Below are 20,204 nucleotides of genomic sequence, written 5' to 3'. Positions count from 1 at the left end.
AGTTGTCGTGCCAACGGCAGCGCTGGGTAGCTATGTCGGGAGCGGATAAGCGCTGAAAGCATCTAAGCGCGAAACCGACCCAAAGATGAGACTTCCCACTACGCAAGTAGGTAAGACCCCAGGAAGATGACCTGGTTGATCGGCCCGAGATGTACACGCCGTGAGGTGTTCAGTCGACGGGTACGAATCGGTCGAGGACTTGACCTTACATTGCTTTACAAATAACTTCTGTGTAGTTTTCTTGGAGCAAAAGATATTATGCAAGTAGAATCCATGTCGGAGATATCCGTTATGGATTTTTTATTTTTTTACTACGCAACAGCATCTTTTTGAGGTAAAATTCTGTAGAAACAAAATGTCCGATATTTCGACATGAAGAGAAACCTAGACGAGAGAAAAGAAAATATAATCGGATAAGTTATCCCAAACACCTTGGCATAAAGGCCTAGGTGTTTTTTTGTGAAAAACCGATTCATCATAGCTTGTGACCCACCGGGACGTAAACGTTTTATTTGCGCATACTTTGTATGAGGATTTTTATAAATGAGTTATATCTTTTTATACCTTTTTTCGTTACAATTTGACGGGGAGTTAATTGATTGTAAAATTTAGAACAATCAGACAAGAGGATAGGGATGTGTGGCCAGCCAAATGGACTTTATGAATGACCAGTCGAAGAATGCCAGCTTAATTCCCATGGGGGATAGTTGTTGGCTTGTGCAGTTTCAGCAAGAGATTTCCCTCGATATCAACAGAAAAGTGCAGGCTCTGGCGGAAGTGTTGGAACGTGCCCAGCACCCTTGGATTCGGGAGATCGTCCCTACCTATTGTTCTTTGGCTGTCTATTACGATCCCTTTCAAATCGAAGCCTATGAAGTAGAATGCTATCTCTGGGCGGAGATAAACTTGTTAAACGAAGCGATGATGGCCTCCTCTGTCATATGGGAAATTCCCGTCTTATACGGAGGCGAATGGGGGCCGGACTTAGTGTCTCTAGCACTACGTGTGGGGTTAAAGCCGGAAGAGGTAATCGCGATCCATAGTCACGCCACATATCATGTGTATATGCTCGGTTTTGTTCCGGGTTTTTGCTATCTTGGTAAAGTATCGCCCAAAATTGCTGGACCTCGATTGGATAATCCCCGCAAATCGGTCCCAGCCGGTTCTGTTGGCATCGCCGGCCTCCAGACTGGGATTTATCCTATAAAGGCGCCCGGCGGTTGGCAGATCATTGGCCGTACACCTCTCGGGCTCTACGATCCCAAACGAGAAAAGGCGGTATTCGTAAAAGCGGGAGATCGGGTTCGGTTCAAACCTATCGATCTGGCTACCTATCACATGGTAGCGCAAAAAGTGAAAATGGGATGGCAACCTACGCCGATAGAAGGGACGAAGAGCGATGGGAACAGTGGAGGTCATCAAGGGCGGTTTATTGACTACGGTGCAAGACCTGGGGCGCTATGGACACCAAGCCTCCGGAATGCCCGTAGCCGGCGCCATGGACACCTTTTCCTTGCAAGCAGCCAATCTTCTGGTCGGCAATAATCCTGGCGACGGAGCACTCGAAATCACTCTTGCCGGTCCAAGGTTGCGCTTTTTATCCCCAGCCGATATCGCCATTACCGGGGCAGATTTGTCACCTACATTGGATGGACAACCCCTTCCGATGTGGGTAAACTGCCCGGTGGAACGGGGCAGTATATTAACATTCGGTCCACCTTGCAGCGGATGCCGTTCCTACCTCGCCGTATCCGGTGGTTGGGACGTTGAACCGGTGTTAGGAAGCCGGTCTACATATTTGCGCGGTCAACTGGGTGGATTCCAGGGACGGGCTCTAAAAGAAGGGGACCAACTGCTGTTTCATCCGGGAAAAAGGATAGATCAATTAGGAACTCGACGACTTCGCCCCGATAATATTCCTGTCTATTCCCATGAGGTTACGGTGAGAGCGATCTTAGGGCCGCAAGAACATTTCTTTTCAAAAGATGCGATAGACACCTTTTTCTCAAAACCGTATCGGGTTGGAGCGCTGTCCGATCGAATGGGCTACCGCTTGGAAGGCCCTCGTTTGAACCGACAAACCGACAAAGAGATGATCTCTGACGCGACGGCGTTGGGCGCGGTACAAGTTCCCCCCGATGGACAGCCCATCGTGCTCATGGCTGATCGGCAAACGACAGGCGGCTATCCCAAAATCGCTACGGTGATCACCGCCGATATTCCCTTCCTGGCCCAAGCGAAGATGGGAGACACAGTACATTTTGTCCCTTGTGATATCCAACAGGCCCAGTCATTCCTGAGGCGGCAAAGGGATATTTTACGGAATGGGATTATGAACGGATCATGTCCGCCCTTGGAGGTGTATTAGCCGGATGAGGGTCGATTTAAACTGCGATCTCGGTGAGAGCTTTGGGGCCTATCGAATCGGTTGCGATGAAGAAATGATCGCTGTCGCCACTTCTGTTAATATCGCCTGTGGGCTCCATGCCGGCGATCCCGATGTGATGGCTCGAACCGTGGATATGGCCCTGCGGGCAGGAACAGCCATCGGTGCCCACCCGGGGTTTCCGGACTTAGCGGGCTTTGGCCGTCGGGAAATGCAAATGGCACCTGCCCAAGTAACAAACCTGATCATCTATCAGGTGGGGGCATTGCAAGCCTTTGTTCATGGAGCAGGCGGAAGGTTGAACCATGTGAAGCCCCATGGTGCTTTATACAATATGGCCGCGAAAAAAGACGAACTGGCCGAAGCCATCGCCATAGGAATTAAAAAAATTGATCCCAACCTGATCCTATACGGACTGTCCGGCTCTCGGCTGATTAAGGCAGGGAAAAAGATGGGGTTAAGGGTGGCCCAAGAAGTCTTTGCCGACCGCAGCTATAAGGCCGACGGGACCTTGACATCCCGTTCTCACCCTCTGGCTGTCATTCACGACCCGGAGGTAGCGGCACTCCGGGTGATGCAAATGGTTTCCTCCCAAACAGTGCAGGCTATTGATAGTTCGATCCTTTCACTGGAGGCTGACACCGTTTGCCTTCACGGGGATAACCCGTCTTCCTTGGACATGGCCCAAAGGCTGAGACGTTGCCTAGAAGAAGAGGGCATTGAGATAAGAGCTTTGGGATAAAAGCATTGAGGAAAGATCCCCGAGGAAAGATCCATGAGATACGGATGAAGGTGTTTCGCTAATGATGCGGCTCGTTAGGTTTATGATGATTGCAAGTCGTTCTAGTCTTGGAACCTAAGTTTCCCGGGTGATTTCGTCGTCACTGTCCTCTCTACCCCGGAATATATTGCCACTGAATTTTAGGTTAGTGGCAAGGAGAGATGACGAATGGAGAGCACCCTTTCAACCGGAATGAGCTACCCTACGGTACGCCCCATGATGTGTGATCGCATGCGGGATTTAGTCGGTCAAAATGTACGGGCCGAAGTTCGATATCCCGACGGAATGCGGACGTATACGGGACGGTTGGTCAACGTGGGAGAAGACTTTGCTGAAATTGAGATGGCAAACCCCACGGTAACCGCTTCGGAGCAGGAAGATAAAGTGCAGGCCGAGCAGATCGTTCCCGTACCCTATGGTTACTATGGTCGCCCCTTTGGATATGGACCGGGATTCGGCTATGGACCCGGATATGGGTACGGGCCGGGATTTGGTTATGGACCTGGTGCAGGAGTTTTCCGGGTGATTTTTCCCTTGCTCTTGCTCAGTTCGTTGTATGGATACCGGTAAGTAGAATTGCATGAGAGGATCCTCTCGATTCCTCCCCCTAAAAAGGGGGATTTTTTTTACGAAAAATCTTTTACAAAAATCAAGGTAAAATCTATAAAGCTAGAAAGATGGTATAATCGTCTAGACACTGTCATGAGTAACCAACGGAACAACGAATTCTGATACTGCTACAAAAAAAAGATGCTGTAACGATCATTTGCGAATAGGTGTGATGAATGATGAAGATATCCGGGTTGGCCACAACTTATGCCAAACTGGTCATGACGACCTGTTTTTGGGGAGGCACTTTTGTAGCGGCCAAATTAGCCGTCCTGGAGGCGCCGCCTTTTCATGCTGCAAGCTTTCGATTTACCCTTGCCACATTGGTGCTCTTTTCCCTGGTTGTCCTTCAATGGTGGGCCAAAGGAAGGCAGGAGCCTTTTCCCATTCCCCGGGGAAGCCGGCAGATTTTCGGACTCTTTTCATTAGGTCTGACCGGAATATTTTTGTATAACGCCGCCTTTTTTACGGGTTTAAAATTCACTTCCGCTGCGAACGGCTCCCTGGTCATCGCCGTAAACCCCCTGGTCACGGCGCTGCTGTCAGCGGTGATGCTGAAGGAACGGCTTCATCCCTCCCAGGTGACCGGGTTGGTGATCTCCTTTATCGGGGTTGTGACAGTCATCTCCCGCGGATCTCTCGAGGTGCTTCAGCAGTTATCTTTTAATCCCGGCGACATGATCCTGCTGGGGGCTCCCCTGTCATGGGCGCTTTACTCCATTCTCGGAAAAAAAGTCCTCGGCAGCTTTAGTCCCCTTGTGGCTACGGCTTATGCCACCCTGTTCGGCACAGTCTTATTGATTCCGGCAGCCCTAACCGAAGAGTTGCTGGGCATCGGAACAGCCCATTTTTCCCTGCAAGGCTGGCTAGCCATTCTCCAACTAGCTCTCTTAGGGACCGTATTAGGTTTTGTCTGGTGGTATGAAGGAATTCAACAGATCGGCCCTGGTCGAGCCGCGCCGTTTATCAACATGGTTCCTCTCTTTGGCTGCCTCTTCGGAGTGCTCCTTTTGGGTGAACAGGTTACTTGGCCGCAACTCGTCGGGGGCATTCTAGTCGTCGCTGGAGTCGCCTGCGGAACCCTTTCACCATCGCTTCGGGGGACCAACGAAAACGCTCAAAAAGTGAAACCGCAGCAAATTAAAGCATAGAAGAGGCACATCACGTTGCTCTGATCCAGCAAAGGTCATGGAGGAAAATGTAGATGGGTTCCCTGTTAGTCCTTCTTTCGGCGTTAGCCTTCGGTTCAATGGCGGTCATGGCCGCAGCAGCCTACGGACAAGGGGTCAATGTGACTACCTTATTGGCGTTGCGCTTTGCCATTGCAGCAGCAATTCTTTGGGCGATCGTCAGCCTGCGAAAAGAAAAGGTATCGATTCGCCGGCGTACATGGATGTATCTTTTCTTGCTCGGTGCCGTCTGTTACGGCGGTCAGTCCTTTTGTTTTTTTACAGCCGTAGAAAAACTCAACCCGGCTTTGGCCGCCATGTTGCTCTATACCTATCCGGTCATCGTATACATAGTCTCGTTGCTTCTCGGTAAGGAAAAAGTCCATTGGACCAATTTGCTCGCCCTAGCAGCAGCCAGTGCCGGCATCTTGCTGGTACTGGGCGCTTCACTAGACATGGCTCGCTTGGACCTTTCGGGGATCTTTTTCGGGCTAGGTGCAGCCGTCATCTTTTCAGTTTATTTGCTGCTTAGCGACCGTGTCGTCAAAGAGGTACCGCCCCTCGTCATGACGACCTATATTTCCAGCTTCGCAGCGATGACCTTTGCCCTATCGGGCTTGATTTTGGGTGAACTGCATTTTTCCCTTACCGGGCAAGCCTATGGAGCGATCTTTGCCATCGCCCTCGTTTGCACGGTCGTGGCTATCCTCGCCTTGTCAGCCGGTATCGAACGGATTGGACCAGCGAAGGCATCGATTCTCAGCACGATCGAGCCGGCCTGGACGGTATTTCTGTCCTTCATCGTTTTTGGTGAGACGCTCAACGGGTCTCAATTGCTTGGTGGAGTGCTCATCTTATGCAGCGTCCTCTTGTTGCAGTTGAAAAATAAACCCGATAAAACAAATCGGTAAACGTGAATTGCGATGGTTCTTGCCCTTGTCCATGACGATGGAATGTTGTAGAATATTTGGGTAGTCATTGAGAGACTACTTTCTTGACATAATGATGAAGGACATCAGGGGCGACCCCGGCGCGGGAGGCCTAAAGGGAGCCCGAAAATCGCACGGGGAGGAATATTTCGAATGACAACGGAAAAAGGTACCTGGACAGTCAAAAAAGGATTGGCGGAAATGCTCAAAGGCGGCGTCATCATGGATGTCACGACGCCGGAGCAAGCGAAAATCGCCGAGGCAGCCGGCGCTTGCGCCGTTATGGCCCTGGAACGAGTTCCTGCGGACATCCGCGCTGCCGGCGGAGTGGCCCGGATGGCTGATCCGACGGTCGTATTGCGCATCATGGACGCTGTTACGATCCCGGTCATGGCCAAAGCCCGGATCGGCCATTTTGTCGAAGCACAAATCCTCGAATCCCTGGGGGCGGACTACATCGATGAGTCCGAGGTTCTAACCCCGGCGGACGATCTCTACCATATCAACAAGCATGATTTCAAGGTGCCCTTCGTCTGCGGCGCCCGCAACTTAGGGGAAGCGTTGCGGCGTATCGGAGAAGGAGCGGCCATGATTCGGACCAAAGGCGAGCCCGGCACCGGTAACGTGGTGGAAGCTGTGCGCCATGCTCGTCAAGTTATGAGTGAAATCCGTAAACTCACCAATATGCCCCACGAAGAGCTGATGACCTTTGCCAAGGAAATCGGCGCGCCCTATGACCTGGTTTGCATGGTGGCCAAAGAAGGCCGCCTGCCTGTCGTCAACTTTGCCGCCGGCGGCATCGCCACACCGGCCGATGCTGCGCTGATGATGCAACTCGGCGTTGACGGTGTCTTCGTCGGATCGGGCATCTTCAAGTCGGGCGACCCGGTTCGCCGTGCGAAAGCAATCGTGGCCGCTACGACCCATTACAATGATCCCCAAGTGCTCGCCGAAGTATCGAAAGACCTGGGCGAACCGATGGTGGGCATCGAAATCCCGACGATTCCTGCGGATCAGCGGATGCAAGAGCGCGGCTGGTAAGGGATGGACAAACTGAAAATCGGTGTCCTGGCGATGCAGGGTGCCTTTGTTGAGCATGAACAGATGCTGCAATCGCTGGGCTGTGACACGGTGCAGGTACGCAAGGTCGAGCATTTGGCCGATCTGGACGGCTTGATCATCCCCGGCGGCGAGAGCACCACCATCGGCAAACTGTTGGTGGATTTCGGCTTGGCCGAGTCCGTCCAAAAGCGGGCCCAGCAGGGTATGCCAGTCTGGGGTACCTGTGCCGGCCTCATCCTGATGGCCAAGGAGATCGCCGGTTCAGAGCAGTATCGGCTCGGTCTCATGGATATCACCGCTGTTCGCAACGCCTTTGGGCGGCAGGTGGACTCGTTTGAAGTTCCCTTGGCGATCGACGAGGTCAGCAGCGAACCCTATCCGGCCGTATTCATCCGGGCGCCGTTCATCGAGAAGGCCGGACCGTCTGTAAAGATTTTGGCCGAACATAACGGGAAAGTGGTCATGGCCCGTCAAGGTTCATTCTTGGCATCGGCCTTTCATCCTGAACTGACCCAAGACGGTCGGGTTCATGCCTATTTTATGGACGTCGTCCGCGAATCCCGCCAAAAAGTTTGATAAAAACGATCCTCAGCGATCAATGTAGCCCCGGGGTAAATGCCCCGGGGCTAGCCCGATATCTCTATTCTTTCGACGAAGACCTGTGGAGCAGGGGCTGAGTGGGCGATTCCAGAAAGGAGAAACCATGGCGACAGTTATCGGAAAAGGCGTACAACTTTATTACGAAGTGCATGGGTCAGAAATAGCGCCAGCGATGATCTTTACCCATGGTGCCGGCTGGGATCACCGGCAGTGGGAACCGCAAGTCGAAGTGTTTTCCCGGAACTACCGGGTCATCGTCTGGGATGTCCGTTACCATGGGCAGTCGGTCGCTGCCGACGGTCCCATCGATGCGGAGACTTTTAGCCGAGACCTGATTCTGCTGTTAGATCACCTGGCGATCGAAAAGGCCATATTAGTCGGGTGTTCCATGGGCGGGCACATTTCACTGCGGACGGCTGCCCTTTATCCAGAGCGGGTACAGGCCCTGGTACTCATGGGTACACCGGTGACGAGCGCCTTCAACTGGTTTAACCGCCTGCAGATCCCCTTTCGTCAGCGTTCCATGCAGAAATTTGTTATGGAAGTCGTCGATATGTCTCTACAGTTTTTCTCCTTCTTCTTTTACGGTTTGACTATGCGTATCTCCTCCATGCAGTCCCTCGCCAAGATGCACGCCAAAGCACTCAGCATGTATAATCCGTCCCTACAGGATTATTTCTATCGGGTCACATCGGTCCATTCGAAAGAGCGGTGGATGCAAATCTTCAACGCCGTCTCCCGGATGGAAGCTCTGGCTGAACTATCGAAAGTCCAATGTTCTACCTTGGTCATCGAAGGGGACGGCGAGTGGATGATGCGCCGGCAGCACCGCTACATCTGTGAATGTGTCCCTGGTACGGTCCATAAGGTGGTCAACCACGCAGGACATGCCACCAACTTGGATAATCCGGAAGAAGTGAATCAGTATCTGGCCCAGTTTATCGCTGCCGTCCTGACAGACGACAAAGCCGATCCTTGCCGGTGCTGGTGCGAACCCATGGAACTTCATGCGGCAAAGGCTTGATGCTGCAGCAATAGGATATCAAGATAGTGGAAAGGCAACTGCATCCAGAACTCCTAGTGAGTGTATACAAAAAACTTGACAAGAACCTTCTTGTCAACGAGAAAGAGCTGTGCTAAACTCCTTTGTAAATGCAAAAGGCAATGACGGGGAGCAGTAATCGGAAGAAAGCGCCTCAGAAAGTTGGCGGTCGATGCGAGCCAACCCATTTACCGATGAATTTCCACCCCTGATGCTGGCGGCGATGAACCGCCCGGTCATGTCCGTTATACATGTCGAGCGGACTTTCTTACAGAAAGTCAAGCAGGGTGGCAACGCGGGTCAACCTCTCGTCCCTGACAAAAAATCGTCAGGAATGGGGGGTTTTTATATTTCTCACGACTTTGTATACATAATTATATCTTAGCCATACAGGCTAACGAACTAAAGGAGGAATCTTACCGTGTACGAAAAAGAGTATCTGATGCTTCCCGGGCCGACGCCCGTACCCCCGCGGGTCCTGCGGGCTTTATCGGAACCCCTCATGAACCACCGGGGTCCTAGCTTCAAAGTCCTTATCGAAGAGGTGACCGAAGGCGTCAAATACGTCTACCAGACGAAAAATGACGTGCTGATCCTGCCTTCTTCCGGAACTGGCGGTATGGAAGCGGCTATCGTCAACTTCCTCTCGCCGGGAGACAAAGTACTCGCCTTGTCCATCGGCGCCTTCGGCGACCGCTTCGCTACCATCGCCCAGACTTACGGCTGCATCGTCGACAAGGTGGACTTTGAATGGGGCACCGCTGTCGATATGAACCTGGTCAAAGAAAAGCTCGATGCTGACAAAAAGCAAGAGTACAAAGCGATCCTGATCACCCACAACGAAACCTCCACTGGTGTCTGCAACGACCTTCAAGCCCTCAGCAAAATCCGGGGCGATCACCCCGCCCTGATCCTCGTCGACTCTGTCTCCGGTCTCGGCGTCATGGACGTGAAAACGGACGAGTGGGGGATCGACGTCATCGTCACCGCCGCCCAGAAAGGCTTCATGATCCCGCCGGGCGTCTGCTTTGTCTCCGTGAGCCCCCGGGCTTGGGCCGCCTACGAACAGTCCAAATGCCCGAAATTTTACTGGGACCTGGGCTCGGCGAAAAAATTCCTGGAAAAAGGCCAAACCCCGGTAACCCCCGCCCTTCCCCAACTGACCGGTCTGCGGGAAGCCTTGAAAATCTTCACGGAAAAAGGCCTCGACTATGTCTTTGCGAAACAGCTCTACCTCCGCGACATCACTCGCGCTGGTGCCCGCGCCCTCGGTTTAAAACTTCTCGCCGATGATTCCTGCGCCTCTGCCGCGGTTACCGCCGTCTGGGCACCCGAAGGATTCGAAGCGAAAGCCATCAACAAGAAGATGCGCGAAGAATACAACGTGGTCCTCGCCGGCGGTCAGAAAAAGCTGGAGAACAAAATCTTCCGCATTGGCCACCTGGGCTACGTGCAGCATCTCGATATCCTGGCCACCATCGGTGCCCTGGAAATGACCTTAAAAGAACTCGGTGCTCCCGTCGAACTCGGTCAAGGCGTCAAAGCCGCACAAGAAGTCATCATGTCGAGAAAGGGGCTACTCTAAACCATGCGTGTACTCGTCTGTGATCCCATTTCGGAAAAAGGTATTGAAATATTAAAAGCAGCCGGCGAAGTCGCCGTCGACGTGAAACTCAAGCAAACGGAAGACCAAATCGTCGACATCATCGCCGAATATGATGCCGTCGTCGTTCGTTCGGAAACGAAAATCACCAAGCGGATCATAGAAAAAGCGGAACGGCTCAAAGCTATCGGCCGCGCCGGCGTCGGTGTCGATAACATCGACGTCGAAGCGGCTACCCAAAAAGGGATCGTCGTCGTCAACGCCCCCGAAGGCAACACCATCGCTGCCGCCGAATTGACCGTCGCCCACATGCTCAGCCTGGCCCGGAACCTGGCCACGGCCAACGGCTCCCTCAAAGGGGGCCAGTGGCAGCGCAGCAAATTCACCGGGATTGAATTAAAAGGCAAAACCTTGGGCATCCTGGGTTTGGGGAAAATTGGATCAGAAGTCGCGAAGCGCGCCCGTGCCTTCGATATGACCGTCATCGCTTTCGACCCCTATGCCTCTGCTGAAAAAGCCAAAGACATGGGCGTCACCATCAAAGACTTAGATGCTGTCATCGCTGAGTCGGACTTCCTTACCATCCACATGCCGAAGACGAAAGATACCCTTAAGCTGATTAACGCCGACCGGATCGCCAAGATGAAAGACGGCGTCCGCATCATCAACTGCGCCCGCGGCGGCATCATCGACGAAGCCGCCCTCTATGACGCCGTCGTCTCCGGAAAAGTGGCTGGCGCTGGTCTCGACGTGTTCGAAACAGAACCCTGCACCGACAGCCCCCTCTTCACCCTCCCGCAAGTGCAAGTGACGCCGCACTTGGGTGCTTCTACCCAAGAGGCGCAAGTCAACGTGGCGATCGACGTGGCCTATGACATCCTGCGGGTCCTCCGCGGCGAAGTCGTCAGTGCCGCCGTGAACATCCCTGCCGTCAAGCCCGAAATGATGACCATCTTCCAGCCTTACCTCGACCTGGTTGAACGGATGGGCCAATTCCTCGGTCAAACCGTCGGTGGCGCTATCGAAAAAGTCGTCATCACCTTCCAAGGCGAAGTGGCCAAATATAACGTAACCCCCCTCACGACGACCTTGCTCAAAGGCTTGCTCAAGCACAGCCTGCAAGAGACCGTCAACTACGTCAACGCTCCTCATGTGGCGAAAGCCCGCGGAATCAAGGTGTTAGAGTCCAAAACACCCGATGTCGAAGACTACGCCGTCCAAATCAGCGCCATGGTAGAGCTGGCCAACGGCACCACCCGTCAAGTGACAGGTACGCTCCTGCGTAAGAACCAGCCTCGTTTTGTCCGCATCGACGACTTTGATATGGATATGGCACCGGTCGGACATATGCTCGTCATGCCCCATACAGACAAGCCGAAAATCATCGGCCGCACCGGCACGATCATCGGCGAACATAACGTCAACATCGCCGGCATGCATCTCGGCCGTAAAGTCTCCGGTGGACATGCTATCGCCATCCTCAACGTGGACGGTGCTGTACCCGAGCAGGTCCTGGCAGATCTGTCCCAAATCGACGGTGTGGAAGACGTAAAATACGTCTCTCTCGCGTAAGAACCTCCCGAACATACACTCTTAATCGCACTCGTAGCTGCAGTCGTTCAACATCGTTCCATCCTGTCCAAGGAGGGTTCCCATGTTAGACACCAAATTTGTCCGGGCCAATCCCCAGGTGGTGGAGGAGGCGCTCAAAAACCGGGGCGCCAACCTCTCCCTCGATGATTTTCTAGAACTGGACCGCCGCCGCCGGTCAATCCTGGTGGAGGTGGAAAAGTTAAAAGCCCAGCGAAATGCCGTCTCCGCAGAGATTGCTCGCAAGAAAAAAGCCAAAGAAGATGCCGAGGACATGATCCTGGAGATGCGCCAAGTCGGCGACCAGATCAAGGACCTCGACGACCAACTGGCTGGGATCGAAGAGGATATGGAAAAACTCCTCTACTATATCCCTAACCTTCCTCACGCCTCTGTCCCGGTCGGTCTTTCCGAAGAAGAGAACGTGGAAATGCGCAAATGGGGAACGCCGAAGACCTTTGACTTTCCCGTCAAAGCGCACTGGGATTTAGGGGAAGAGCTCGATATCCTCGATTTTCAACGGGGAGCCAAAATTACCGGTGCACGATTTACCGTCTATAAAGGACTGGGTGCCCGGTTGGAGCGGGCCATCATCAACTTGATGATGGATACTCACGCCCAGCGGGGATATACGGAAATCTTTCCGCCCTTCATGGTGAACAAGCAGTCCATGTTCGGCACGGGACAGTTGCCCAAGTTTGCCGAGGACATGTTCGCCGTGAGCGGCACGGAATACTTCCTCATCCCTACGGCGGAAGTCCCTGTGACTAACCTCTATGGCAACGAGATTCTCGAAGCGGAGCAGCTTCCGATTTACCACTGTGCGTACTCGGCTTGTTTCCGGGCCGAAGCTGGCGCGGCCGGTCGGGATACGCGCGGGCTGATCCGCCAGCACCAGTTTAACAAAGTGGAGTTGGTCAAGTTCGCCCACCCCGACCACTCCTACGACGAACTGGAGAAACTAACGGCCGATGCCGAGCACATCCTGCAACTGCTGGGTTTGCCCTACCGGGTGATCACTCTCTGCACCGGTGATATGGGCTTCTCATCAGCGAAGACCTATGACATCGAAGTCTGGCTGCCGAGCTTCCAGACGTACCGGGAAATCTCCTCCTGTTCGAACTTTGAGGACTTCCAGGCTCGTCGGGCGAACATCCGCTTCCGACCAAGCCCGAAGGCAAAACCGGAGTTTGTCCATACCCTGAACGGCTCAGGCCTGGCTATCGGACGGACCGTCGCGGCCATCTTGGAAAACTACCAGCAGCCTGACGGATCGGTTCTCATACCGGAAGCTCTCCGGCCCTACATGGGAACGGATCACATCGCCCCCCAAAAATAAAAGAGTACCCGGCTGCGGCATAGGCCGATAGGGGTACATCGTAGATAGTCCATGAGAAAGAGTTCTCTTCAATAGAGGCTCTTTCTTTTTTTGTTCGGCAGGACTCAGCGTTTTTTTGCCGAAATTATATTACTTAACCCTAGACATAGATAGATAATGGATGAATATTTTTTGGCAGATAATCTTGCTATTGGATGTTCCAGGGGACGAAACGGAGGGGGCATCTTTGCACAGTTTGGCTTCCTTGGCGAGCCCGGAAATGTATACTCTCCAGGGCGAAGCGCTGTTAATTAATGCAGTGGCCATCATGCATGAAAAGAATATTAGCAGTATATTAGTCACCCGCGGAGACGTGGTTGTCGGCATTATCACGGAGAGGGACTTGGTACGCCTCGTCGCATCTGGCGTCGATCTGCGCAATACAACAGCCGAAAGCGTGATGACGACTCGGCTCGTTCATTTGCCAGAGACGGCTGTCCTCGATGAAGTGTTGTTTGTGATGGAGCAAGAAGGTATCCGTCACCTTGTCGTCACCGAAGCCGACGAGCAAGGGCGCCAAGAAACTCTGTTAGAACCGGAACAGGACTCGCTCCCGGGACAGAAGCCGCGCGAGAATTCTCTGCCGATCCGCGCAGGAGAAGAAGGAATTCCCCGGGCCAAAGGCATCGTCACCTATACCGATATCGTCCGTAAGCTGGAAGAAGATTTTTTCAAAAAGCCGCTCACTGTTCAGGATTGTATGACTACCGATTTGCACCGGGTTGATGTGACCACGACGATCGGTGCCGCTTTTGCCAAGATGAGCGAAGAGCGTTTGGGATGTCTGCTCATCGACCAGCAGGGAAAAACGGTTGGCATCTTGACCGAACGGGATGTGGTCCGATTTACCCGCAGAGACCTAGACTTACAATGTCCCGTTGTCCAGGTGATGAGCCCATCGCCTATGACAATTTCCCAAGACATGACCCTCTTTGACGCAGCTAGATATATGGAGCAGCATCGCATCCGTCGTCTCTTAGTTCGGAACCGAGACGGACGGATCGGCGGAATGATCGACAATAACCACATCGTACAAGCCGTGAAAAACACCTATCATTCGTTCATGCAGGGAGAAGTGATGCGTTCGCGCAAAGTTCTCACCATGATCGATGAAGGGGTGGCCGAAATCGACGGCCGAAACTACCGAGTGCTTTGGATGAACCCCGCTGGTGCCCGCCTATTAGGCTTTGAAACCTACTCAGAAGCTTTAGGCCGTGAATTTACAAGCCTAATAGATCCCGAGGCGGCAGAGCGAATGTTCATAGACTTTCGCGACCAGACCGCACGGGACGGCGTTACCGGTGTTACCGCATTACCTACATCCGGCGCCAAGCATCTGTTGTTGGCCTATCAGATCTACCGGGATTTTCGAGGGGAACCTCGCATCCGGATCATCTACCGGGACATTACGGAACTCGCTACGGCGAAGGATGCCCTACATGCGGAAAAAGAGCGCATCCAGACCATTTTCAATGCCTCCCGGGAGGGAATGCTGATCCTCGACGGAGCGGGAAAAGTGTTGGAACATAACCACCGGGCCTTGGAAATCCTCGGTTTGATGGAAAAGAGCGCCCAACTCCGAAATTCCCTGGAGTGGGAGAAGTACGCCGAAATCTGTGATGAACAGGGACGGCGCGTCTCCCTGGAGAACTTGTTTATCGGTACTGTGCTCGAATCGGGTCAAGCGATCTATGATCGTATTTTACGGATCACCTTCCGGGATGACGGTCGGACCATGTGGCTCATGGCCAGCGCCGTGCCGATTCCCCGTCAGCGCTATGTGGTCTTGACATATTTTGATGTCACCGCCAGCAAGCAAAAAGAGATGGAGATTCGCCGTTCAGAAAAGAAGTTCCGCACGCTTTTTCAAAACCTGACTGAAGCGGTCATCCTGCTTGAACCCTCGGGAAAGGTGGTCGATTTGAACCCGGCAGCCCGGGGAATTCTCCGTGTCACCGAAGATTTACCGCTGCCTCTGCCGCTCGGCGAGCTGGACTGCACCTTCTTGGATAAAGACGGGAACCCTTTGCAGGCGAAGGAGATCGCCTCCTGGGAGCGAAGTTCGCAAAAAGCACCGATGAAAGATCAAGTCATCGGTATCGTCCGCGGTGAAAAAACGCACTGGGGAATATTGAACCAGACACCCACTTTTGGTGAAGACGGTACGGTCGAATCGGTCATCGTGACATTTACCGATCTCACGGAATATATGGAAAGTAAGCGTCAAGAAGAAGTGCTGCTCGCCTGCTCTCTCGATTTGACCCGGGCGATGACAGAGGAAGAAGTCTATAGCATCTTAGAACATTACCTGCGTCGACTCCGCCGTGGAAACGGGAGAATCAATGCGGTCATGCTGCGAGCCGTGGCAGGTGGAGACACCCCCCAGATGCTGATTCACTGGGTGGAAGAAGGGCTCATCCTGCACCGGAATAACGAACATAACTTGAACTGGTGCAAGGCCTATGTGTCCGGTGTAGACTTAGTCGTTAAGGATGCGCTGATGGAGTATGGCTGCCCCTGCCAAGCCATGCGGTCCGAGTCGGGGAGCTATTTCTGCACGAACTTAAGCGTCGGCGGCCAGGTCGTCGGGATCCTGCACATCTATAGCAAAATGCCGGGATTTTTTGACGAACAATCGGTCCGCATGATCCGAGGCCTCTTAGCCTTAGCGGCGCCCACCATCAGTAACATGCGGCTCATCGAACACAACCGCCATCTCTCTCTCATCGACCCTCTCACCGGACTTCACAATCGACGGTACCTAGAGCAAGTCCTCGAAAGCATGCTGATTCAAGCCAGGGAGCGGAACGAGAGCTTCTGCCTGTTGATGTCGGACATCGACCAGTTTAAGAAGTTTAACGATACCTATGGCCATGATGCCGGCGATAACGCTTTGCGCATGGTCGCCGCCAACGTAAAGAACTGCCTCCGGGAAGGGGATATTGCGGTTCGCTTTGGCGGAGAAGAAGTGACTATCGTTTTAAATCATGTAAATAAAGAGATGGCGATGACCATCGCGGAGCGCATCCGCCGCCGGATCGAACAAACTCCTATCGATATCGGTGACGGTCACTTGGAGTATGTCACCTTGAGCATCGGTGTGGCCGCCTTCCCACAAGACGGCAAGACGATCGATAAGCTCATTCAAAGGGCGGACGTGGCCCTTTACGAAGCGAAACGGTTAGGGAAAAACCGGGTAGCCGGGTTCCAGAAAGCACCGGAAAAGAAGGATGCTGAGCCTCGGAAAATCAAGGCCACTAAGCAATAAGCGGAAGGAGATGGCGGCAATGCTGGTAGTACTTCCATCGGAAGAGTCCGTCGAAAAACGGTTGAACAAGATGGGATTTCCTTTGCCCGACCTCGTCAAACCGGTGGCGGCCTATGTCCCAGCCGTAGCCACAGGCAACCTGGTCTTTACGGCGGGACAACTGCCTTTTATCAACGGTATGTTGGCCTACCATGGAAAACTGGGCGATACCTTATCGATTGAGGACGGATATATCGCTGCCCGCATCTGCGCCCTTAACTGCTTAGCGGCCATCAAGTCAATCACCGGAGACCTCGATCGAATCGTCCGCGTCGTCAAGGTGACTGGCTATGTGAACTGTGCTCCCGGATTTACCAACCAGCCTGCCGTCATCAACGGCGCTTCAGAACTCTTCGGCCAACTCTTCGGCTCCCAGGGGGAACACGCCCGGTCCGCTGTGGGCGTAGCCGAACTGCCGATGAATGCGACCGTTGAGGTGGAGGTTATCGTGGAAGTGGCGATGTAGCGAGCCTTATAAGATGTATTGACTGTAGTCAGTGGCCACATAGTAAATAGCGATGTCTTTTAAGGATATGTGTATAGGGTTACACCTTGGGGATATAGTCCCTAAAGTGTAGTAGAATTTCGTTCCTTGTAACGTTGTTGTTCGGGTTTAGAGGATAAGGGAGGAAGGGACCAGATAGGTCCCTTTCTCGAAGTCCCGTTGGAATAAACTACCCTTATTGATTTTCCAGACAGGGTGTGCTATATTATTTGTTGTCCCCCGTAAGGGGAGTGAATAGTGATGGAGAGGTGTCCGAGCGGTTGAAGGAGGCGGTCTTGAAAACCGTTGAAGTCGTGAGGCTTCCGTGGGTTCGAATCCCACCCTCTCCGCCATCTGTAACAGGGGTTTTGTCCTGTTGCAAGATATTAACATATTGGATTTTTAAGTTGAGACCGTTGTAGCTAGCTACACCGAATTTAAGGTGAGTTACTGCAACGGTCTTTTGTTTTGTCTTCCTCTAGCACTGGAAAAGGAGGAGGTAAAATGGCAAGGAAAAAATTGAAGGAAGTTGTTGTCTATCAGTCTTTGCAACAAGCGTTAGACGAATTTATCTTCCTGAAGAAGGGCGAACAGCTTAGAGAAAGAACAATCAATGATTACGTTTCTCATGTCACTCGTTTTTATGTGGCGTTTCCGAAGCATGGAACGACACTGATAATCTCAGGAGATATGTATTAGAACATCTTCAAAAACGTGATTGGTCAAATAACTATTACAATGGCATCGTTCAGAACCTCAAGGTATTCTTTCAATGGTTGGTTGATCAGGGTCAACTCAAGCAAAACCCATTAGAGGGGATTAAGAAGAAAAGGCAGACCAATAGAATCGTTCATATTGATGATGAAGTACTAAGTCAACTTTTAGAGCTACCTGATAAAAGTACGTTTAGCGGTCTTAGAGACTATGCCTTGTTAATGACTTCAATTGATACTGGTGCAAGACCGGGAGAGCTATTAGCTGTTCTACCTAATCACTTCAATCCAGTGAGTAGGGAACTTATCATTACGAATGACATTGCCAAGACAGGAGTACAGAGGACTTTGCCACTATCTCCAATTGTCGTTGACGCCATAAGACAATTACAACGTTACAGAGAAGACGATTGGAAGAACCACATACCGATATTTTGTACTTGGTCAGGTGAACCATACAAGGTCAGCGCATGGACTCATAGAGTAGAGAGCTATGCAAAGAAGTTAGAGGTACATATCACACCTTATATGCTTCGACATAACTTTGCCTTGAAATCGTTACGAAATAAAGCGGATGTATTTTCTATTCAGCGAATCATGGGTCACAGTGATTTAGCGATGACAAAGCGTTACGTTAGCTTATCGCAAGAGGATATACGGAATACCCATGCAAGTACATCTCCACTTAATACGCTCGTTAAAACGCCTCAGAAGCGCAAGAAAAAGCTAACTTAAACTAATGTTAAGGATCTTCTCTTCAATCGAACGGTTTGACGATTTCACGGTGCTAATTGACCACGGCTAACCCCTGGCAACAGTCTAAGGGAAGACAAAATTAGTAAACTATCCCCTGCCTTATTTACGATCTTCAAGACTTGCCGGGAGGCCACTTTTGAAAAACTTGAAGGCCTTCTGTTTGTTAAACAAATCAAAGCTAATGGACTACGGGGATATCCTTACTCAGAACAAATAAGTTATGAAGCGAGAGGCGCTTCTAATGGCTGAAAAATAAATTAGGGCTAGAAATCATTAATAGCTTTGTTGTAAAAAAAACAAATGAACATGTGACAAAAAAGACCTGCTTTTTAATAAAGTAGGTCTTTTTAATAAAAGGAAAACAAGATGTATCGGCGAACAATAATCCTATAAATATTTACTAATAATCTAGAATAATCAAATTAAAAAATACCGGGGGTATTAGAGATGAACGATTACTACTATTCTACCAATGTGATAAAGAAGATTGATAAGGTTTATGACGTAAAACTTGTTGATTCTTTTTGTTGTTGGTCTGACTTATTAGGTTTTGGAAGAAATTTTACCGAGAAAAACTGGGTTCTAAATACTGGTGAGTGGGAGAAGGTAACTGACAGGTTAGTTGATGCTCAAAACATTTGTTTTGAAAACATAATTCCTTTTAATGAATTTGCTCTTGTACTAAACGACGGAATAGTAAGAAGTTTCTCAATTGACAACAGAATTGATCATATTAGTATTTTGTCAGTCTGGTTAAGATCATGCGTTTATTTCCATATACAAGTAAACAAGATGGAGAGTTATAAGGGTCTGCCAGGCGTGAGAACTATAATTGCTTCGGGTCAAAGAGCAGAACATAATTTCGAGAATTTGACACTGGATGATTTTGTTTTTAATTATACGAAACCCGACCCTAATGGTATCAGCCAAGTTGCAAAAACAAGTGGAAATCCAATAATATGCTATAACCCAAAAGCCATGCAAATGAACACTGCGTTTTCTAAAGCATATATTATTGATGAAGCTGGATCGTCACAAGAGGTTAGTGGGGCTAACTTATTTATTGACCAGTCTGTTATAGATCTTATATTAAAGCTATCAAGAAAGTTTTCGTATCATTGTGGTGAAATAGAGTGGGTGGATAAACAAGAGTATGTAATTTTCGGAGTTCCGAAAAAAGGACATAAAGACTTTTATCATTTAGGTTTTGAACTCTATAAACCAGAGATACATTTTGACACAAAAACTCTTAAAACCAAGGTGTGGAAGGTAAAGTCTTTTTACGTTCATGATGAGAAACCTAAAGACTTTAAGATTAATATTGATAATAATACTAATGTTGCACCATCTTTTCGATACATAAAGGCTAATAAAAAGGATTAAAATGTAATACTATACGACTGATTTCCCTGGGAAAGAACACTTACACAAAACAAAAATATGATTTTTTAGAATGCATACATAGCGTAGAATTGGTATTCTATGTTAAAAATCCTTTCGAAACATGCTATATTCGTCGTAGAACAACTAGTAATCGCAACATTTATTCATCGTAGAACTCAAAGCAAAAGGAGTGGCCTATAATGCAACACACTAATCGCTTTCTTGACTGGCTACATAACGAAGGTAAGGACTCAAAAACGATTCAGGCATACCAGACAATATTAACTCAGTTCAGTCGATGGTTTACCGATACGACAGGCCACAACAATATCGAGCTAGTGCCCCATCAGGCAACCCTGACCTTCTTTTGAATGCGTAAAATTTCTTCGGATTTAGCATTCTTATTTCGCCA

General features: G+C 50.8%; 18 protein-coding genes, 1 tRNA gene, 1 rRNA gene and 1 other annotated feature. All 20 genes read left to right on the top strand.

The features are described 5' to 3' along the window. Nucleotides 1-207: ribosomal RNA gene (locus H1S01_RS18150) — 23S ribosomal RNA — on the top strand; the annotation flags it as partial. A gap of 432 nt (nt 208-639) precedes the next feature. Further along, nucleotides 640-1,545 carry a 5-oxoprolinase subunit PxpB gene (pxpB, locus tag H1S01_RS18145; RefSeq protein WP_341479136.1) on the top strand — a complete coding sequence of 302 codons (906 nt, stop codon included), beginning with the start codon at nt 640-642 and terminating at the stop codon, nt 1,543-1,545. Continuing rightward, nucleotides 1,442-2,368: a 5-oxoprolinase subunit C family protein gene (locus H1S01_RS18140; protein ID WP_341479137.1), complete on the top strand. Its 927-nt coding sequence runs from the start codon at nt 1,442-1,444 to the stop codon at nt 2,366-2,368. The genes pxpB and H1S01_RS18140 overlap by 104 nt, the downstream gene beginning before the upstream one ends. A gap of 4 nt (nt 2,369-2,372) precedes the next feature. After that, nucleotides 2,373-3,128 carry a LamB/YcsF family protein gene (locus H1S01_RS18135; RefSeq protein ID WP_188041803.1) on the top strand — a complete coding sequence of 252 codons (756 nt, stop codon included), beginning with the start codon at nt 2,373-2,375 and terminating at the stop codon, nt 3,126-3,128. A 207-nt stretch (nt 3,129-3,335) separates the two neighbouring features. Further along, nucleotides 3,336-3,737, top strand: coding sequence for a hypothetical protein (locus tag H1S01_RS18130; protein ID WP_188041802.1), 402 nt, complete (start codon nt 3,336-3,338; stop codon nt 3,735-3,737). Nucleotides 3,738-3,955: 218 nt separating this feature from the next. Continuing rightward, nucleotides 3,956-4,927, top strand: a complete 972-nt coding sequence (locus tag H1S01_RS18125; RefSeq protein ID WP_188041801.1) for a DMT family transporter — start codon at nt 3,956-3,958, stop codon at nt 4,925-4,927. A gap of 53 nt (nt 4,928-4,980) precedes the next feature. After that, nucleotides 4,981-5,856, top strand: coding sequence for a DMT family transporter (locus H1S01_RS18120; protein ID WP_188041800.1), 876 nt, complete (start codon nt 4,981-4,983; stop codon nt 5,854-5,856). Nucleotides 5,857-6,027: 171 nt separating this feature from the next. After that, nucleotides 6,028-6,915, top strand: coding sequence for a pyridoxal 5'-phosphate synthase lyase subunit PdxS (pdxS, locus tag H1S01_RS18115; RefSeq protein WP_188041799.1), 888 nt, complete (start codon nt 6,028-6,030; stop codon nt 6,913-6,915). A 3-nt stretch (nt 6,916-6,918) separates the two neighbouring features. Continuing rightward, nucleotides 6,919-7,512, top strand: a complete 594-nt coding sequence (gene pdxT, locus H1S01_RS18110; protein ID WP_207732413.1) for a pyridoxal 5'-phosphate synthase glutaminase subunit PdxT — start codon at nt 6,919-6,921, stop codon at nt 7,510-7,512. A gap of 127 nt (nt 7,513-7,639) precedes the next feature. Then, nucleotides 7,640-8,560 carry an alpha/beta fold hydrolase gene (locus tag H1S01_RS18105; RefSeq protein WP_188041798.1) on the top strand — a complete coding sequence of 307 codons (921 nt, stop codon included), beginning with the start codon at nt 7,640-7,642 and terminating at the stop codon, nt 8,558-8,560. A 131-nt stretch (nt 8,561-8,691) separates the two neighbouring features. After that, nucleotides 8,692-8,897 (top strand) — a binding site (T-box leader). 102 nt (nt 8,898-8,999) lie between these two features. After that, nucleotides 9,000-10,163: an aminotransferase class V-fold PLP-dependent enzyme gene (locus H1S01_RS18100; protein ID WP_188041797.1), complete on the top strand. Its 1,164-nt coding sequence runs from the start codon at nt 9,000-9,002 to the stop codon at nt 10,161-10,163. A gap of 3 nt (nt 10,164-10,166) precedes the next feature. Continuing rightward, entirely contained in the window at nt 10,167-11,753 is a 1,587-nt protein-coding gene (gene serA, locus H1S01_RS18095) for a phosphoglycerate dehydrogenase (protein ID WP_188041796.1), read from the top strand. Nucleotides 11,754-11,835: 82 nt separating this feature from the next. Continuing rightward, entirely contained in the window at nt 11,836-13,110 is a 1,275-nt protein-coding gene (serS, locus tag H1S01_RS18090) for a serine--tRNA ligase (RefSeq protein ID WP_188041795.1), read from the top strand. 226 nt (nt 13,111-13,336) lie between these two features. Next, on the top strand, nt 13,337-16,417 hold the full coding sequence (locus H1S01_RS18085) for a diguanylate cyclase (protein WP_188041794.1): 3,081 nt from the start codon (nt 13,337-13,339) through the stop codon (nt 16,415-16,417). A 19-nt stretch (nt 16,418-16,436) separates the two neighbouring features. Continuing rightward, nucleotides 16,437-16,922: a RidA family protein gene (locus H1S01_RS18080; RefSeq protein WP_188041793.1), complete on the top strand. Its 486-nt coding sequence runs from the start codon at nt 16,437-16,439 to the stop codon at nt 16,920-16,922. A 281-nt stretch (nt 16,923-17,203) separates the two neighbouring features. Continuing rightward, nucleotides 17,204-17,293 (top strand) — tRNA-Ser (locus H1S01_RS18075). A 151-nt stretch (nt 17,294-17,444) separates the two neighbouring features. After that, a complete protein-coding gene (locus tag H1S01_RS18070) occupies nt 17,445-17,639 on the top strand; it encodes a hypothetical protein (protein WP_188041792.1) in 195 nt (64 codons plus the stop codon). A gap of 77 nt (nt 17,640-17,716) precedes the next feature. Continuing rightward, the gene (locus H1S01_RS18065) at nt 17,717-18,388 is read left to right on the top strand and encodes a tyrosine-type recombinase/integrase (protein ID WP_188041791.1); all 672 of its coding nucleotides are present in this window, start codon (nt 17,717-17,719) and stop codon (nt 18,386-18,388) included. A 468-nt stretch (nt 18,389-18,856) separates the two neighbouring features. Continuing rightward, complete coding sequence (locus H1S01_RS18060; protein ID WP_188041790.1) at nt 18,857-19,792, top strand: hypothetical protein; 936 nt, start codon at nt 18,857-18,859, stop codon at nt 19,790-19,792. 200 nt (nt 19,793-19,992) lie between these two features. Beyond that, nucleotides 19,993-20,163 carry a hypothetical protein gene (locus H1S01_RS18055; RefSeq protein WP_188041789.1) on the top strand — a complete coding sequence of 57 codons (171 nt, stop codon included), beginning with the start codon at nt 19,993-19,995 and terminating at the stop codon, nt 20,161-20,163. Nucleotides 20,164-20,204 lie beyond the last annotated feature (41 nt).

Origin of the sequence: Heliobacterium chlorum (assembly GCF_014502795.1) — a bacterium.
Classification (GTDB): Bacteria; Bacillota; Desulfitobacteriia; order Heliobacteriales; family Heliobacteriaceae; genus Heliobacterium; species Heliobacterium chlorum.
Note: the sequence above shows the minus strand (reverse complement) of the source record. Positions and strands in the feature narration are given on the sequence as shown.

Coding starts and splice junctions, on each gene's coding strand:
- H1S01_RS18070 (WP_188041792.1), top strand. CDS start 17,445: ATGGCAAGGAAAAAATTGAAGGAAGTTGTTGTCTATCAGTCTTTGCAA.
- H1S01_RS18135 (WP_188041803.1), top strand. CDS start 2,373: ATGAGGGTCGATTTAAACTGCGATCTCGGTGAGAGCTTTGGGGCCTAT.
- H1S01_RS18060 (WP_188041790.1), top strand. CDS start 18,857: ATGAACGATTACTACTATTCTACCAATGTGATAAAGAAGATTGATAAG.
- H1S01_RS18130 (WP_188041802.1), top strand. CDS start 3,336: ATGGAGAGCACCCTTTCAACCGGAATGAGCTACCCTACGGTACGCCCC.
- H1S01_RS18080 (WP_188041793.1), top strand. CDS start 16,437: ATGCTGGTAGTACTTCCATCGGAAGAGTCCGTCGAAAAACGGTTGAAC.
- H1S01_RS18105 (WP_188041798.1), top strand. CDS start 7,640: ATGGCGACAGTTATCGGAAAAGGCGTACAACTTTATTACGAAGTGCAT.
- pdxS (WP_188041799.1), top strand. CDS start 6,028: ATGACAACGGAAAAAGGTACCTGGACAGTCAAAAAAGGATTGGCGGAA.
- H1S01_RS18120 (WP_188041800.1), top strand. CDS start 4,981: ATGGGTTCCCTGTTAGTCCTTCTTTCGGCGTTAGCCTTCGGTTCAATG.
- H1S01_RS18055 (WP_188041789.1), top strand. CDS start 19,993: ATGCAACACACTAATCGCTTTCTTGACTGGCTACATAACGAAGGTAAG.
- serA (WP_188041796.1), top strand. CDS start 10,167: ATGCGTGTACTCGTCTGTGATCCCATTTCGGAAAAAGGTATTGAAATA.
- H1S01_RS18125 (WP_188041801.1), top strand. CDS start 3,956: ATGAAGATATCCGGGTTGGCCACAACTTATGCCAAACTGGTCATGACG.
- serS (WP_188041795.1), top strand. CDS start 11,836: ATGTTAGACACCAAATTTGTCCGGGCCAATCCCCAGGTGGTGGAGGAG.
- pdxT (WP_207732413.1), top strand. CDS start 6,919: ATGGACAAACTGAAAATCGGTGTCCTGGCGATGCAGGGTGCCTTTGTT.